This is a genomic window from Nocardioides deserti, from assembly GCF_014266025.1.
GTDB lineage: Bacteria > Actinomycetota > Actinomycetes > Propionibacteriales > Nocardioidaceae > Nocardioides > Nocardioides deserti.
Window position 1 is genome coordinate 167589 of record NZ_JACMYC010000007.1, and the last position, 16543, is coordinate 184131.

Genomic DNA, 16543 nt, shown 5'->3' on the forward strand with positions numbered 1-16543 from the left:
CCCATCAGACCAGCCCGAGCAGCTCGGCGAGCTTCGGGCGGATGCCCCAGGTGGTGACCAGCTCGTCGTACTCCTTGCGCACGCCGCCGCCCTTGACCGGCGAGCCGGTGCGGGTGGCGCGGAGCATGGTGTTGCGCGGGGTGTGCTGGGACTCCACGAACTGGACGACGTCGACCTTGTAGCCCTGCATCCGCATCAGCGCGGCGCGCAGGCCGTCGGTGAGCGTGTCGGCGAGCCGCTCGCGCAGGATGCCGTGCCGGGTGAGGAGCGCGTAGGGCGCCGGGGTCGGCGAGCGGCGCAGCTGGGCGGCGATGTCGTGGTGGCAGCAGGGCGCGGCGAGCACGAGCTGCGCACCCCACTCGACGGCGCGGGCGAGCGCCTCGTCGGTCGCGGTGTCGCAGGCGTGCAGCGCGAGCACCACCTCGGGGACGGGGTCGAGCTGCGCGCCGGCGATCGAGCCGACGACGAACTCCGCGTGCACGCCGAGCTCGGCGGCCACAGCGCTGTTGTGCTCGCGCGACTGCTCCTTGACGTCGACGCCGGTGACGACGACGGGCAGGCCGCGGACCTCGGCGAGGTAGCGCTGGGCGGTGAAAGTCAGGTAGGCGTTGCCGCAGCCGAGGTCGGCGATCCGCAGCGGCTCCTCGGCGGTCGGCCGGCGCAGGTGGCCCTTGTCCACCGCGTCGGTGACCGAGGAGTCGAGCAGGCGGAGGAACTCCTCTACCTGGCGCAGCTTCGCGTGCCGGCTCGGCTTGAGCCGGCCCTCCGCGTCGGCCAGCCCGAGCGCCTTGAAGACCGGGTCGTCCTCGGGCAGCAGCCGCTGCTTGTCCCGGTCGTGGCCGCGGTCGGGCTCGACCTCCTCGGTCCGCGCGGTGGTGTGCACGACGGCCTCGAGCTTCTTGGTGACGCGCACCTGGTGGGACTCGGTGGTCGTCTCGACGTGCCAGTTGCCGAACGGCTCGTCGAGCAGCTCGTCGACGGCGTCGCGCGCGGCGTCGCCGGAGTGGTTCGCGGTGTGGGCCTGGGTGGCGTCGTACGTCACGACCTGGAGGTGGCGCCCGGCCTTGATGTCGACGTAGCGCAGCTCGGCCCGGCGCCAGCGCGGCTGCTGGCCCTTCTGCCTGCCCGACGCGACGGCCTTGACGAGCGTGTCGGGGTCGAGCAGGTGGCCGCGCATCCGGGCCAGCACGCGCAGCAGCGGCTCGCTCACCGGTTCACCACCGCCGAGACGACGACGATGACCAGGAGGGCGGCCAGCGCGACCGGGATGACGAGTCTGCGGTGGCGCGGGTTCACTCCTCGAGCCTACTGGCGAGCAGCTCGGCCAGGTGCAGCGCGGGCACGCCGGCGAGGTCGTCGAGCTGGATCTTGCACGACATCCCGTCGGCCAGCACGACCGCGGCGGGGTTGGCCCGCACGGCCGGCAGCAGGTGCGTCTCGGCGACGGCGACCGAGACCTCGTAGTGCCCCTTCTCGACGCCGAAGTTGCCGGCCAGTCCGCAGCAGCCCGGGACGCGGGTGACGGTCGCGCCCGCCTTCTCCAGCAGCCGCTGGTCCGCGGCCCAGCCGAGCACGGCGGACTGGTGGCAGTGCGGCTGCGCGACGACCTCGATGCCGCTGAGGTCGGGCAACCTGACGTCGAGCCGCTCGAGCAGCTCGGCGAAGGTCAGCACCCCGCCGGCCACGACCGCGGCCCGCGGGTCCTCGGTGAGCTCGGCGAGGTCGCTGCGCAGCGAGGCCAGGCACGAGGGCTCGACGCCGAGCACCGGCACGCCGCTCTCGACGTACGGCGCCAGCGTGGCCGCCGTGCGCGCGGCGATGGTCCGCGCCTTGTCCAGCTGGCCGGTGGTGATCCAGGTCAGGCCGCAGCACGCGGACTCCGGGATCACGCGCACCCGCAGCCCGGCCGATCCCAGGAACCGGATCGCCGCCAGCCCGCTGCCCGGCTGGAAGTGGTCGGTGAAGGAGTCCGCCCACAGCCACACGTCCGGCGCCGCGGCCTCAGGACCCACCTTCCCCGCCGCCTTCCCCGCAGCCTTCCGCAGGGTCTGCGCCGGGAACGTCGGGATCGAGCGCCGCCGGTCGATGCCGGCGCTCGCCTTCGCCAGCCGTGCGAGCGTCTTCGAGCGCATCATCCGGTTGACCACAGGAGCGACCGGAGCGGCGAGCGCGGCCCACCGCGGCAGCCGGCCGAGCGTGTAGTGGGTCAGCGGGCGGCGCCTGCCGGCGTAGGTCTGGTGCAGCGTCTCGGACTTGTAGGTCGCCATGTCGACACCGGTCGGGCAGTCCGAGGCGCAGCCCTTGCAGGACAGGCACAGGTCGAGCGCCTCGTGGACCGCCGGGTCGGCGAGGCCCCCGACGAGCGACCCGTCGAGCGCCTCCTGAAGCACCCGCGAGCGGCCGCGGGTGGAGTCCTTCTCGTCGCGCGTCGCGAGGTACGACGGGCACATCACGCCCTGGCCGGGCAGCGACGGCACGACGCACTTACCGACGCCGGTGCAGCGGTGGACAGCGTTGCCCATCGAGCCCTCGTCGTGGAGGAACCGCAGCGCGGTGCGCACCTGCGCGCGGGGCTGCTCGGGGCGCAGGTCGGCGTCGAGCGGGTCGGGGTCGACGAGCACGCCGGGGTTGAGGATCCCGTCGGGGTCGCAGATCGCCTTGACCGCGCCGAAGAGCCGCAGCGACTCCGCGTCGTACATCAGCGGCAGCAGCTCCGAGCGGGCCCGCCCGTCGCCGTGCTCGCCGGACAGCGAGCCGCCGTAGTGGGCGAGCCGCGTCGCGCTCGCCACGAGGAACTCGCGGAAGCGGGAGTCCCCGCCCCCGCCCGGGGTGAACGGGAAGTCGATGCGCACGTGCACGCACCCGTCGCCGAAGTGGCCGTACGGCACGCCGTCGAGCCCGTGCTCGCGCAGCAGGTCGTCGAAGTCGCGCAGCCACGCGCCGAGGTGCTCGGGCGGCACGGCGGCGTCCTCCCAACCCGCGTGGGCCGGACGCGAGAGTGAACGCGCGGCCAGCCCGGCGCCGTCCTCGCGGATCCGCCACAGCGCGGCCGCCTCGGCCGCGGAGTCGACCACGCGGGACTCCAGGGCGCCGGCGACCGCGACCACCGGCGCGAGCAGCGCCGGGTCGCTGACCTCGACGAAGAGCCAGCCGGCGCCGCGCGGCAGGTCGGGCACCCCGCCACCACGGGCGCGGACCAGGTCGACGATGCGGGCGTCGAGGCCCTCGCAGGCGACCAGCCCGCCACGCTCGACCCCGACCGAGGCGTCGACCGGGCGTCCGGCGGCGGCGAGGATCGCCGGCACCGCCTCGGCCGCGTCGACCATCGACGGGTAGCCCAGGACGACCAGCTGCCGCGGCGTCTCCGCCACGAGCCGCACGGTCGCCTCGCGGACCACCGCGAGGGTGCCCTCGGAGCCGGCGAGGAACCGGTCGACCGAGCGCCGCTCGGGCAGCAGGTGCTCCATCGAGTAGCCGCTGACCTGCCGGGAGAACCGGCCGAACGTGGTGCGCACGTGGCCGAGGTTCGCCTCGGCCAGCTCCGCCAGCCGGGCCGGTACGTCGCCCGCGGCCGTGCCCCAGACCGGGTCGATCGCGACCACGTTGTCGGAGGTGCGGCCGTAGCCGAGCGCCCTCGAGCCGCAGGCGTTGTTGCCGATCATCCCGCCGATCGTGCAGCGGGTGTGGGTCGAGGGGTCCGGGCCGAACCGCAGCCCGTGCGGGGCGGCCGCCTTCTGCAGCACCTGGTGCACGACGCCCGGCTGGACCCGCGCCGTGCGGGCCTCCGGGTCGATCTCGAGCACCCGGTTCAGGTGCTTGACGGTGTCGACGACCAGCCCGCGGCCGACCGCGTTGCCGGCGATCGAGGTGCCGGCGCCGCGCATGGTCAGCGGCACACCGACCGTGCGGGCGACGTCGACGACCGCGGTCAGCTCGTCGGCGTCGCGCGGGCGGACCACCGCCTGCGGGACGACGCGGTAGAGCGAGGCGTCGGCGGAGTAGAGCGCACGGGTCAGCGTCGAGTCGTCGGCGTCGGTCACCCCGCGCCGGCGCAGCTCGGCGAGGAGGTCGGCGCTGCTCGCAGCGCCGGGCGCAGGGCTGGCGTGGGGCTCGGTGACGGTCATGCGTCGTCCCTCCGGCGGTAGCGGGTGCTCAGCGCCCACCCGGTCCAACCGAGCACGACGACGAGGTAGCAGGCGAGCCCGGCGAAGAAGAACGGCCCCAGGGCCGGGTCCTCGGAGCGGGCGGCGAGCGTGGTCGCGAGGACCACGACGGCCAGGAACAGCATGGTGGCCGCGGCCAGCGCGTAGAGGTCGGTGCGCATCATCGAGCGCATCCGGGTCTCCCGCTCCGGCGTGGCGGTCCACCACTCCTTGTGCGGGACGTTGAGGTACGTCAGCGGCATCCGGTCGACGAGCGCGGCCGTGCCGCCGAGGATGACGGCGAGCAGGCCGCCGACGGCCGTCATCGTCGTCAGCGCCTCGGCCCGGCTCCCCCACCGGTCGGGGTCACCGGACCCGCCGAAGTGCAGCGGGACGTCGGCGGGCAGGGCGAAGGCGGAGCCGACCAGGACGAGCGCGAAGCAGACGAGCGTGGCGAGGTAGGCGCGGCGCGCGGTCACCAGTGCTCCATCGAGCCGCGGAAGACCGCGGCGAGGTCCTCGCCGGTCACCTCGCGGGGCGCGGTCGCGAGCAGGCGCTGCTGCTTGAGGGCGCCGTCGACGAGCGGCTCGACGTCGGCATCGCCGTACCCCACCTCGGCCAGGCCGTTGGGGATGCCGATGTCGCGCATCAGCCGGGTGAGCACGCCGGGCAGGACGTCCGGGCCGGCGCCCAGGTCGGCGTCGGGCTCGAGCAGCCGCGCGGCGCGCAGGTGCCGCTCGGGGTCGGCCTCGAAGGTGAACCGGAACGCCTCGGGCGCCGTCAGCGAGACCGCCATCCCGTGCGGGACGATCGGCTCGTCGGCCGGGTAGCCCTCAGGCCGGTAGTCGCGCACCCGCCCGGCGATCGGGTAGGCGTTCGCGTGCGGCACGTGGACGCCGGCGTTGCCGAAGCCGAGCCCGGCGAACGTCGCGGCCAGGGCCATCTGCTCGCGGGCGGCGGTGTCGGAGCCGTCGCGGACGGCCGTGCGGAAGGCGCCCGCCAGCAGCGTGAGCGACCGCTCGGACCACATGTCCGCGACCGGGTTGGCACCGCAGTAGGGCACCCGCTCCTCGGGCCGCTTGGCGTCGAAGTCGGCGTACCACCGCGCGGTGTAGCTCTCCAGCGCGTGGCAGAGGATGTCCATGCCGGACGCGGCGGTGACCATCGCCGGCTGGGTCAGGGTCAGCCGCGGGTCGACCACGGCGAGTCGCGGCCGCAGCGCGGGGTGGCTGATGCCGGTCTTGACGTGCAGCGCGAGCACGTCGAGCACGCAGATCGTCGTGCTCTCCGAGCCGGTGCCGGTCGTGGTGGGCACGGCCACCAGCGGCAGCAGCGGCTGGCTCGGCGCCTGCGCCTTCCCGACCGGGGCGTTGACGTAGTCCATGAGCTCACCGGGGTTGGTGGTGAGCAGGTTGACCGCCTTGGCGGTGTCGATCGTCGAGCCGCCGCCGACCGCCACGATCGCGTCGAAGGGCCCGGCGTCGCGCGCGAAGTCGATCGCCTCCACCAGGGACGCGTCGGTCGGCTCCACGCGGGCCCCGTCGTACGTCGTCACCTCGAGGCCGCGGGCGGCGAGCTGGTCGGCGATCCGGGCCGGGTGACCGGTGGCCGCGACGCCAGCGTCGGTCACGACGAGCACCCGCCGGGCGCCGTACCCCTGGAGGTCGTGGCCGATCTCGTCGGAGGCGCCGGGGCCGAACTTCAGCGCCGGGGCGGCGTAGGTGAACACGGTCTCGGACACCGGGCCAATCTAGCCCGCGCTGATCGGCGAGACGCTCCGGTGCCCTCCCCGCGGACCCCGCGTCCGGCGCCGCCCACGTCCGCGTGGACGGCAACCGCCTCGTCGACACGCGCTCGGACCGCACCTTCGTGCCGCAGGGCGTGAACTGGAGCAGCTTCGAGTACGCCTGCGCCCAGGGCTGGGGCTACTCCGCGCTCGACTCGATGCTCGGCGAGGACCCCTACACCGCCGAAGCGACCGCGATCGCCCGCTGGGGCGCCAACACCGTGCGGCTGCCGCTGAACCAGGACTGCTGGCTCGGCACCCGTGGCGCCCCGGTCAGCGACGAGCACGAGGACGCGGCTCCACCCAGGTCACCTCCGTCCCCGGCCTCGGCGACCTCGAGGTCCGCTGCGAGCCCGACGCCCTCGGCACCGGCGCCGGGGGGGGGGCGACCAGACGATCGCCGTCCGCAGCGCCCCGCCCGAGGCCTGGGCGTACGTCGAGACCGTCCAGGCCGAGGGCCCGGTCGAGAACCAGGTCGACGAGGTCACCGTCGGCGTCGACCCCGAGACCGACACCCTCGGCCCCTTCTCCCTCCCTCGCAACGGGATGATGCGCCTCTTCCTCACCTCCGGCGGCGTCGAACGCCGTTTCATCGTCTCCAGCTACCACGTCGTCAACAACGAGAAGCGCCCCGAGCTCGACCTCTGCGAGGTCGCCGCCGCGGCGTTCTGAGCCCAGCCCGACTCACCTCGGCGCCGTCAACGATCGTTCAATTGCGCCGGAACATCGGGCTGGAAGCGTTTTCACATCGACAATTCGGCGCAATTGCGCGGTTGTCGCCGCGCCCCGGATCCCGCGAGCCGGCGCGCGCTCCTCAGCCGGCCGGGTGCTGTGCCGAGGCGAGGGCGGCGCGGACGAGCGGGTGGACAGGGACGGCGTCGGCGAGCAGGTCGGCGACGAGGACCCAGGCGACGGCGTCGGAGGTGCCGTCGGCCTCGGCGACCGGGTCGACGCCGACCGAGCCGGCGGCGAGCGTCGCGGCGTACACCAGCTGGATGCCGTGGAACTCCTCGTCGCGACCGCTCGGAGCGGTACCGCGGATCGACTCGTCGGCGACGTGCAGCACCCGCCCGACCTCCACCTCGAGGCCGGTCTCCTCGCGCACCTCCCGCGCCGCGGCGACAGCGGGCGGCTCACCGTGCTCGACGCCGCCGCCGGGCAGGGTCCACAGGCCGGTGTGGAAGCCGCTGGCCGAGACGCGGCTCAGCAGCACCGCCGCGTCCGGCCCGTCGCCCTGCACCACCAACGCGTACGCCGCCGTGCGCTGCACCCGCACCGGCTGGTGCGCGGCGAGGGCCTCGGCGACCAGCGGCGTGACCGGGACCCGGCCCGAGGCGACGTCGGCGACCGGCCACCACCGCGCGTCGGCGGTCGTCCCGTCCACCTCGAGCACCCGCGGCGCCGGCGCGTCGACCGGGACGTGGCCGTCGTACACGAGCCGGACGGAGTGCACGTCGACGCGGCGCCCGTTCCAGCGCGCGTTGGGGCGCCGGCCGGTGTGGACCCAGGCGGTCCTGCCGATCGTGACGTCGAGCCCGGTCTCCTCACGGACCTCGCGCACGACCGCGTCGCGCGGCTCCTCGCCGTGGTCCACGCCGCCGCCGGGCAGCGTCCAGACCTCCTCGCGGCTGACGCGCGCCGAGAGCCGGGTGAGCAGCACCGCGCCGTCGCGCAGGACGACGGCGTACGCGGCGAGCCGCTGGAGGCGGCGACGGTCAGGCACGGCGGCCGGCCCCGGTCAGGAGAACGGCGGGCGCGCGTCGAGCGCGATCGAGCGGCGCCCCGCCCACCGCCACACCTGCGCCGCGCGGTCGCGGTCCTCGTCGGTGACCAGGTTGCCCATCCAGCGCAGCGCGAGGGTCATCAGCGCGTCCGAGCGCATCCCGACCGGCCCGAGGGCCGGCAGCAGCCGCGGCACGGTGACGAAGCCGGCCAGCCGCCGCGCGACCGAGAACGCCTCGCCGTAGTGCTCGCGCAGCAACCCCGGCCACACCGTCGACAGGTCCCGGTGCTCGGCCATCACCTCCGCGACCATCCGGCCGGTCTCGAGGCCGTAGTCGATGCCCTCGCCGTTGAGCGGGTTCACGCAGCCGGCGGCGTCGCCGATCAGCGCCCAGTTGGCGCCCGCGACCCCCGACACGGCGCCACCCATAGGCAGCAACGCGGAGGTCTTGGCGCGCAGCTCGCCGGTCAGCGCGAAGTCGTCGCGGCGCTGCGCGGCGTAGTGGTCCATGAGCGGCTTGATCGCGACGTTCGCGGGCCGCTTGGCGGTGGCCAGGGTGCCGACGCCGAGGTTCACCTCGCCGTTGCCGAGCGGGAAGATCCAGCCGTAGCCGCTCAACACCTCCCCCTCGGCGTCGCGCAGCTCGAGGTGGGAGGAGATCCACGGGTCGTCGCTCAGGTCGGAGGCGACGTAGGAGCGGCCGGCCACGCCGTAGACGGTCTCCCGGTGCCACTCCCGCCCCAGCATCTTGCCGAGCGGCGAGCGCACGCCGTCGGCGACGACCAGCCGGTCGCAGGCGACCTCGAACCGCTCCCCCGCACGCTCCAGCACGACCGCCGCCACCCGCGCGCCGTCACGGCGTACGTCGACGGCCCGCGCGCCGTCGATCGCCAGCGCGCCGGATTTGATCGCCGTGGTCCGCAGGTGGTCGTCGAGCTCGGTCCGCGCGACCGCGGAGCCCCAGTCCGGCAGGCTGCCGCCGGGCCAGGGCAGCAGCAGCGTCTGGCCGAAGCCGTGCGCGCGCAGCCCCTGGTTGACGGTGTGTGCCCGCAGCCAGTCCTCGAGCCCCAGGAGCGACAGCTCGCCGATCGCCCGCGGCGTCAGGCCGTCGCCGCAGGTCTTGTCCCGCGGGAACGTCGCCGCGTCGACCAGCAGCACGTCGGCACCGCCCCGCGCGGCCCAGGCCGCGGCGGCCGACCCGGCGGGTCCGGCGCCGACCACGAGGACGTCGGTGCGGGTCGGTGTCGTGCTCACGCCCCGATCCTCTCAGCCGACCGGTCGTCCCCGGAATTCCAGCCCGCCGCGCGCAAGGGAGCTCCCGCGAACGACCGGGTCCCGACACGACAACGCCCGCCCACGCAAGCGTGGGCGGGCGTTGCCTTGCTCAACCTTCAGGCCTGGGTCCTGGCCCGAGCGAGCTCGGGCCAGGGGCCATCAGCTCTGGTACGACCCGAAGTCGAAGTCGTCCAGGGCGACGGCCTGGCCGCCGTTGGCACCGAACTCGTAGTCGTAGGAGTCGTAACCGGTGACGGAGTACGCCGCGGCGCGGGCCTCCTCGGTGGGCTCCACCCGGATGTTGCGGTACCGCTCGAGGCCGGTACCAGCCGGGATCAGCTTGCCGATGATCACGTTCTCCTTCAGACCGCGCAGCGAGTCCGAGCGGCCGTGGATCGCTGCGTCGGTGAGGACGCGGGTGGTCTCCTGGAAGGAGGCCGCCGAGAGCCACGACTCGGTCGCCAGCGAGGCCTTGGTGATGCCCATGAGCACCGGACGACCCGAGGCCGGCTTGCCGCCCTCCGAGACCACGCGCCGGTTCTCCTCCTCGAAGATCACGCGGTCGACGAGGTCGGACGGCAGCAGGTTCGTGTCGCCGGACTCGATGACCGTCACCCGGCGCAGCATCTGCCGGACGATGATCTCGATGTGCTTGTCGTGGATCGCCACGCCCTGCGAGCGGTACACGTTCTGCACCTCGTCCACCAGGTGCTCCTGCGCCTTGCGGACACCCAGGATCCGCAGGACGTCCTGCGGGTCCGGCGTGCCGGAGGTGAGGTGGTGGCCGACCTCGATGTGGTCGCCGTCCGCCACGTTGAGGCGCGAGCGCTTCGACACGGCGTACTCCTGGACCTCCGAGCCGTCGTCCGGGGTGACCAGGACCTTGCGGGCCTTGTCGGTCTCCTCGATCTCGACGCGACCGGCGGCCTCGGCGATCGGCGTACGACCCTTGGGCGAGCGGGCCTCGAAGAGCTCGACCACGCGGGGCAGACCCTGCGTGATGTCGTCCGCGGAGGCCACACCACCGGTGTGGAAGGTACGCATGGTCAGCTGCGTGCCGGGCTCACCGATCGACTGGGCGGCGATGATGCCGACCGCCTCGCCGATGTCGACGAGCTTGCCGGTGGCCAGCGAGCGGCCGTAGCACTTGGCACAGGTGCCGGTGCGGGCGTCGCAGGTCAGCACGGAGCGGACCTTGACCTCCTCGATCCCGGCCGCGATCAGCTCGGCGATCTTGACGTCACCGAGGTCGCCACCGGCCTCGACCAGCACGTCGCCGGTCTCGGGGTGGGTGACCTCGACGGCGGCCGAGCGGGCGTACGCCGCGGTCTCGGCGTTCTCCGCCTTGACCACGCTGCCGTCCTCACGACGCTCGCCGATCCGCTTGGGCAGACCGCGCTCGGTGCCGCAGTCGTCCTCGCGGATGATGACGTCCTGGGAGACGTCCACCAGACGACGGGTCAGGTAGCCCGAGTCGGCGGTCCGCAGCGCGGTGTCCGCCAGACCCTTGCGGGCACCGTGCGTCGCGATGAAGTACTCCAGGACCGTCAGGCCCTCGCGGAAGTTCGACTTGATCGGGCGCGGGATGATCTCGCCCTTCGGGTTGGCCACCAGACCACGCATGGCGGCCACCTGCCGGATCTGGTTCATGTTTCCGGAGGCACCCGAGTCGACCATCATGTAGATCGGGTTGGCGCGGTCGAAGTTCTTCTCCATCGCCTTGCCGACCTCGTTGGAGGCCTCGGTCCAGATCTCGATGAGCTCCTGGCGGCGCTCCTCGTCGGTGACCAGACCGCGCTCGAACTGCTTCTGGACCTTCGCCGCCTGCGCCTCGTAGGAGGAGAGGATCTCCTTCTTGTCGGCGGGGGTGACGACGTCCTCGATCGAGACGGTGACGCCGGAGAAGGTGGCCCAGCGGAAGCCGGTGTCCTTCAGGGCGTCCAGCGACGCGGCGACCTCGACCTTGGTGTAGCGCTCGGCCAGGTCGTTGACGATCGCGCCGAGCTGCTTCTTGCCCACCTCGTAGTTCACGAAGGGGTAGTCGATCGGCAGGGTGTCGTTGAACAGCACGCGGCCGAGCGTGGTGTCGAGGGTGCCCTCGTCGTCCACGCGGACCTTGATCTTGGACTGCACCGAGATCTCGCCGCGGTCGAAGGCCATGATCGCCTCGGCCGGGGACGAGAAGGCACGGCCCTCGCCCGGCTCGCCCTCACGGTCGGTGGTGAGGAAGAACAGGCCGATGATCATGTCCTGCGTCGGCATGGTCACGGGGCGACCGTCCGACGGCTTGAGGATGTTGTTCGTCGACAGCATCAGGATCCGGGCCTCGGCCTGCGCCTCCGCGGAGAGCGGCAGGTGGACGGCCATCTGGTCGCCGTCGAAGTCGGCGTTGAACGCCGAGCAGACGAGCGGGTGGATCTGGATGGCCTTGCCCTCGATCAGCTGCGGCTCGAAGGCCTGGATGCCGAGGCGGTGCAGCGTGGGCGCACGGTTGAGCAGCACCGGGTGCTCGGTGATGACCTCTTCCAGGACGTCCCACACGACCGGACGCGCGCGCTCGACCATCCGCTTGGCGGACTTGATGTTCTGCGCGTGCGAGAGGTCGACGAGCCGCTTCATGACGAACGGCTTGAACAGCTCCAGCGCCATCTGCTTGGGCAGACCGCACTGGTGCAGCTTCAGCTGCGGACCCGACACGATGACCGAACGGCCCGAGTAGTCCACGCGCTTGCCGAGCAGGTTCTGGCGGAAGCGGCCCTGCTTGCCCTTGAGCATGTCCGAGAGCGACTTCAGCGGCCGGTTGCCCGGGCCGGTGACGGGGCGACCACGACGGCCGTTGTCGAACAGCGAGTCGACGGCCTCCTGGAGCATCCGCTTCTCGTTGTTGACGATGATCTCGGGCGCGCCGAGGTCGAGCAGCCGCTTGAGGCGGTTGTTCCGGTTGATGACGCGGCGGTACAGGTCGTTGAGGTCGGAGGTCGCGAAGCGGCCACCGTCGAGCTGCACCATCGGCCGCAGGTCCGGCGGGATGACCGGGACGGCGTCGAGCACCATGCCCTGCGGCTTGTTGCCGGTCTTGCGGAACGCGTCGACGACCTTGAGCCGCTTGAGCGCACGGACCTTCTTCTGGCCCTTGCCGTTGGCGATGGTGTCGCGCAGCGACTCCACCTCCGCGGCGATGTCGAAGGACTCGAGGCGCTTCTGGATCGCCGTGGCGCCCATGTGGCCCTCGAAGTACTTGCCGAACCAGTTCTTCATCTCGCGGTAGAGCATCTCGTCGCCCATGAGGTCCTGGACCTTGAGCGACTTGAAGGTGCTCCACACCTCGTCGAGGCGGTCGATCTCGCGCTGCGCACGGTCGCGCAGCTGCTTCATCTCGCGCTCGGCGCCGTCCTTGACCTTGCGGCGCTGGTCGGCCTTGGCACCCTCGGCCTCGAGGGCCGCGAGGTCCTCCTCGAGCTTCTTGGCGCGGTCCTCGATGGAGGTGTCGCGCCGCTTCTCGAGGCGCTCGCGCTCGAGCTGCACCTTGCCCTCGAGCGAGGCCAGGTCGCGGTGACGCGCGTCCTCGTCGACGGAGGTGATCATGTACGCCGCGAAGTAGATGACCTTCTCGAGGTCCTTCGGCGCCAGGTCGAGCAGGTAGCCGAGCCGGCTGGGCACACCCTTGAAGTACCAGATGTGGGTCACGGGTGCGGCGAGCTCGATGTGGCCCATGCGCTCGCGACGCACCTTGGAGCGGGTCACCTCGACGCCGCAGCGCTCGCAGATGATGCCCTTGAAGCGCACGCGCTTGTACTTGCCGCAGTAGCACTCCCAGTCCCGGGTGGGACCGAAGATCTTCTCGCAGAAGAGGCCGTCACGCTCGGGCTTGAGCGTGCGGTAGTTGATGGTCTCCGGCTTCTTGACCTCGCCGTGGCTCCACGTGCGGATGTCGTCCGCGGTGGCCAGGCCGATCTGGAGCTGGTCGAAGAAGTTCACATCGAGCACGATGGCTGTTGTCCTTCGTTAGTTCTGGAAAGCAAGCTGTGGACCGAGGGCGGCCGGCGCGCTCGCGCGCGCCGGCCGCGCACCTCAGACTTCTTCGACCGAGCTGGGCTCGCGACGCGACAGGTCGATGCCGAGCTCCTCGGCGGCGCGGAAGACGTCCTCCTCCGCGTCACGGAGCTCGATCTGCGAGCCGTCCTGGCTGAGCACCTCGACGTTCAGGCAGAGCGACTGCATCTCCTTGACGAGCACCTTGAACGACTCCGGGATGCCCGAGTCGGGGATGTTCTCGCCCTTGACGATCGCCTCGTAGACCTTGACGCGACCGGGCACGTCGTCGGACTTGATCGTGAGCAGCTCCTGCAGGGCGTAGGCGGCGCCGTACGCCTCCATCGCCCAGACCTCCATCTCGCCGAACCGCTGGCCACCGAACTGGGCCTTACCGCCCAGGGGCTGCTGCGTGATCATCGAGTAGGGGCCGGTGCTGCGCGCGTGGATCTTGTCGTCCACGAGGTGGTGCAGCTTGAGGATGTACATGTAGCCGACCGAGACCGGGTCCGGGAACGGCTCGCCGGAGCGGCCGTCGAACAGGTTGGCCTTGCCGGACTCGTCGATCATCCGCACGCCGTCGCGGTTGGGGATCGTCGAGCCGAGCAGGCCGGTGATCTCGTCCTCGCGGGCACCGTCGAACACCGGGGTCGCGACCTTGGTGTTCGGGTCGGCCTTGTCCACGCCGATCTTGATCAGGCGCTGCTTCCACTCCGAGCTGTCCGGGTCGCCCGACAGGTTGAGGTCCCAACCCTGCTTGGCGAGCCAGCCGAGGTGGAGCTCGAGGATCTGGCCGATGTTCATCCGTCGCGGGACACCCAGCGGGTTCAGCACGACGTCGACCGGGGTGCCGTCCTCCATGAACGGCATGTCCTCGATCGGCAGGATCTTCGCGATGACGCCCTTGTTGCCGTGGCGGCCGGCGAGCTTGTCACCGACGGAGATCTTGCGCTTCTGCGCGACGTAGACGCGGACCAGCTGGTTCACGCCCGGCGGCAGCTCGTCGCCCTCCTCGCGGTCGAAGACCCGGACGCCGATGACGGTGCCGGACTCGCCGTGGGGAACCTTCATCGAGGTGTCGCGCACCTCGCGCGCCTTCTCGCCGAAGATCGCGCGGAGCAGGCGCTCCTCGGGGGTCAGCTCGGTCTCGCCCTTGGGCGTGACCTTGCCGACGAGGATGTCACCGGTGGTGACCTCGGCGCCGATGCGGATGATCCCGCGCTCGTCGAGGTCGGCCAGCATCTCCTCGGAGACGTTCGGGATGTCCCGGGTGATCTCCTCGGGGCCGAGCTTGGTGTCGCGGGCGTCGACCTCGTGCTCCTCGATGTGGATCGAGGTGAGGACGTCCTCCTGCACCAGGCGCTGGCTGAGGATGATCGCGTCCTCGTAGTTGTGGCCCTGCCACGGCATGAACGCCACGAGCAGGTTGGTGCCCAGCGCCATCTCGGCGTCGTCGGTGCACGGGCCGTCCGCGATCGGGCTGCCGGCCTCGAGCCGGTCGCCCTCGCTCACCAGCGGGCGCTGGTTGATGCAGGTGCCCTGGTTGGAGCGGCGGAACTTCGCCAGGCGGTACGTCGAGTAGGTCCCGTCGTCGTTCATCGTCTCGACGATGTCGGCGGAGACCTGCTTGACCACACCGGCCTTGTCGGCCGTGACCACGTCACCGGCGTCGACGGCGGCGCGGTACTCGATGCCGGTGCCGACCAGCGGGCTGTCGCTCGTGATGAGCGGGACGGCCTGGCGCTGCATGTTGGCGCCCATGAGCGCGCGGTTGGCGTCGTCGTGCTCGAGGAACGGGATCAGGGCGGTCGCGACCGACACCATCTGGCGCGGCGAGACGTCCATGTAGTCGACCTCGGCGGCGAGGATCTCGGAGACCTCACCGTCGCGCTGGCGGACCAGCACGCGCTCCTCGACGAACCGACCGTCGTCGTCCATGGCCGCGTTGGCCTGGGCGATGACGTACCGGTCCTCGTCGTCCGCGGTCAGGTAGTCGATGTGGTCGGTGACCCGACCGTCCTCGACCTTGCGGTACGGCGTCTCGACGAAGCCGAACGGGTTGATCCGCCCGTACGACGCGAGCGAGCCGATCAGGCCGATGTTCGGGCCTTCCGGCGTCTCGATCGGGCACATGCGGCCGTAGTGCGACGGGTGGACGTCGCGGACCTCCATGCCGGCGCGGTCACGGGACAGACCACCGGGGCCGAGCGCCGAGAGGCGACGCTTGTGCGTCAGGCCGGCGATCGGGTTGGTCTGGTCCATGAACTGCGAGAGCTGCGAGGTGCCGAAGAACTCCTTCAGCGCCGCGACCACGGGACGGATGTTGATCAGGGACTGCGGCGTGATGGCCTCGACGTCCTGGGTCGTCATCCGCTCGCGGACCACACGCTCCATGCGGGCCAGGCCCGTGCGGAGCTGGTTCTGGATGAGCTCGCCGACCGTGCGCATCCGGCGGTTGCCGAAGTGGTCGATGTCGTCGGCGCTGATGTCGAGGGCACCCTGGGGCGCCTCGACCTGCTCCTGGCCGTCGTGCAGGGCGACGATGTACTTGATCGCCGCGACGATGTCCTCGATGGTCAGCGTCTGCTGGTCGAAGGCCTCGGTCAGACCGAGCTTCTTGTTGATCTTGTAGCGACCGACCTTGGCGAGGTCGTAGCGCTTGGGGTTGAAGTAGTAGTTGTTCAGCAGCGTCTGCGCGGCCTCGCGCGTCGGCGGCTCGCCCGGGCGGAGCTTGCGGTAGATGTCGAGCAGCGCGTCGTCCTGCGCCTGGGTGTTGTCCTTCTCCAGGGTCAGCTCGATCGACTCGTAGACGGTGCCGTCGGGACGACGGAACTCCTCGAGGATCTGCTCGGTGGTCATGCCGAGCGCCTTGAGCAGCACGGTGACGTTCTGCTTGCGCTTGCGGTCGAGGCGGACTCCGACCAGGTCGCGCTTGTCGATCTCGAACTCCAGCCACGCGCCGCGGCTCGGGATCAGCTTGGCGGTGTAGATGTCCTTGTCGGACGTCTTGTCGGCCGAGCGCTCGAAGTAGACGCCCGGCGAGCGGACGAGCTGGCTGACGACGACACGCTCGGTGCCGTTAATGATGAACGTGCCCTTGTCGGTCATGAGCGGGAAGTCGCCCATGAAGACCGTCTGGCCCTTGATCTCACCGGTGTCGTTGTTGGTGAACTCGGCGGAGACGTAGAGCGGGGCGGAGTAGGTGAAGTCCTTCTCCTTGCACTCGTCGACCGTGTACTTCGGGTCGTAGAACACAGGGTTCTCGAACGAGAGCGACATCGTCTCGGAGAAGTCCTCGATCGGAGAGATCTCCTCGAAGATCTCCTGCAGACCGGACTTGCTCGAGACGTCCTCGCCCTCGGCACGCCGCCGCTCGACGGTGGCGTTCCACTTGTCGTTGCCGATCAGCCAGTCGAAGCTGTCGGTCTGGAGGGAGAGGAGCTGCGGGACCTCGATCGGGTCCTGGATCTTGTTGAACGAGATGCGGCGGGGGTTGCCAGAGGTGGTGCGCGCGGCCAAGAGGTGTCCTTCGAGGATCGCTGCCAGAGTGGCGCCCGAGCCCCCCACTAGATCAGCCACCGGGCA

At 71.5% G+C, this 16543-nt stretch carries 9 protein-coding genes; 1 reads left to right on the forward strand and 8 read right to left on the reverse strand.

What is annotated here, in order from left to right:
• Nucleotides 1-4: 4 nt before the first annotated feature.
• The 4 genes from H7344_RS13795 to H7344_RS13810 all read right to left on the reverse strand — a co-directional run bounded on the left by H7344_RS13795 (nt 5) and on the right by H7344_RS13810 (nt 5883).
• Nucleotides 5-1210, reverse strand: a complete 1206-nt coding sequence (locus H7344_RS13795; RefSeq protein WP_229706942.1) for a class I SAM-dependent methyltransferase — start codon at nt 1208-1210, stop codon at nt 5-7.
• A gap of 82 nt (nt 1211-1292) precedes the next feature.
• Nucleotides 1293-4124, reverse strand: a complete 2832-nt coding sequence (locus tag H7344_RS13800) for an FAD-binding and (Fe-S)-binding domain-containing protein (protein WP_186346577.1) — start codon at nt 4122-4124, stop codon at nt 1293-1295.
• Entirely contained in the window at nt 4121-4621 is a 501-nt protein-coding gene (locus H7344_RS13805) for a DUF1648 domain-containing protein (RefSeq protein ID WP_186346578.1), read from the reverse strand. Before H7344_RS13805 ends, H7344_RS13800 begins: the two co-directional genes overlap by 4 nt.
• The gene (locus tag H7344_RS13810; RefSeq protein WP_186346579.1) at nt 4618-5883 is read right to left on the reverse strand and encodes a hydroxyacid-oxoacid transhydrogenase; all 1266 of its coding nucleotides are present in this window, start codon (nt 5881-5883) and stop codon (nt 4618-4620) included. The genes H7344_RS13805 and H7344_RS13810 overlap by 4 nt, the downstream gene beginning before the upstream one ends.
• Before the next feature lie 594 nt (nt 5884-6477).
• On the opposite strand from H7344_RS13810, the gene H7344_RS20730 reads away from it, so the two are divergent.
• Entirely contained in the window at nt 6478-6600 is a 123-nt protein-coding gene (locus H7344_RS20730) for a hypothetical protein (protein ID WP_260989538.1), read from the forward strand.
• 142 nt (nt 6601-6742) lie between these two features.
• On the opposite strand, the gene H7344_RS21235 is transcribed toward H7344_RS20730, so the two are convergent.
• From H7344_RS21235 to rpoB, 4 genes are all read right to left on the reverse strand, one after another.
• Entirely contained in the window at nt 6743-7651 is a 909-nt protein-coding gene (locus H7344_RS21235; RefSeq protein WP_186346580.1) for an NUDIX hydrolase, read from the reverse strand.
• 15 nt (nt 7652-7666) lie between these two features.
• Nucleotides 7667-8905 (reverse strand): geranylgeranyl reductase family protein, encoded by a 1239-nt coding sequence (locus H7344_RS13820; RefSeq protein WP_186346581.1) that lies wholly within the window; start codon nt 8903-8905, stop codon nt 7667-7669.
• A 180-nt stretch (nt 8906-9085) separates the two neighbouring features.
• A complete protein-coding gene (locus tag H7344_RS13825; RefSeq protein WP_186346582.1) occupies nt 9086-12913 on the reverse strand; it encodes a DNA-directed RNA polymerase subunit beta' in 3828 nt (1275 codons plus the stop codon).
• An 84-nt stretch (nt 12914-12997) separates the two neighbouring features.
• Nucleotides 12998-16477, reverse strand: a complete 3480-nt coding sequence (gene rpoB, locus H7344_RS13830) for a DNA-directed RNA polymerase subunit beta (RefSeq protein WP_186346583.1) — start codon at nt 16475-16477, stop codon at nt 12998-13000.
• Between the last annotated feature and the right edge of the window lie 66 nt (nt 16478-16543).

What these genes read in the sequence shown, in the direction of transcription:
- H7344_RS20730 (WP_260989538.1), top strand. Translation starts at nt 6,478, where the DNA reads ATGCGCCTCTTCCTCACCTCCGGCGGCGTCGAACGCCGTTTCATCGTC.
- H7344_RS13800 (WP_186346577.1), bottom strand. Translation starts at nt 4,124, where the DNA reads ATGACCGTCACCGAGCCCCACGCCAGCCCTGCGCCCGGCGCTGCGAGC.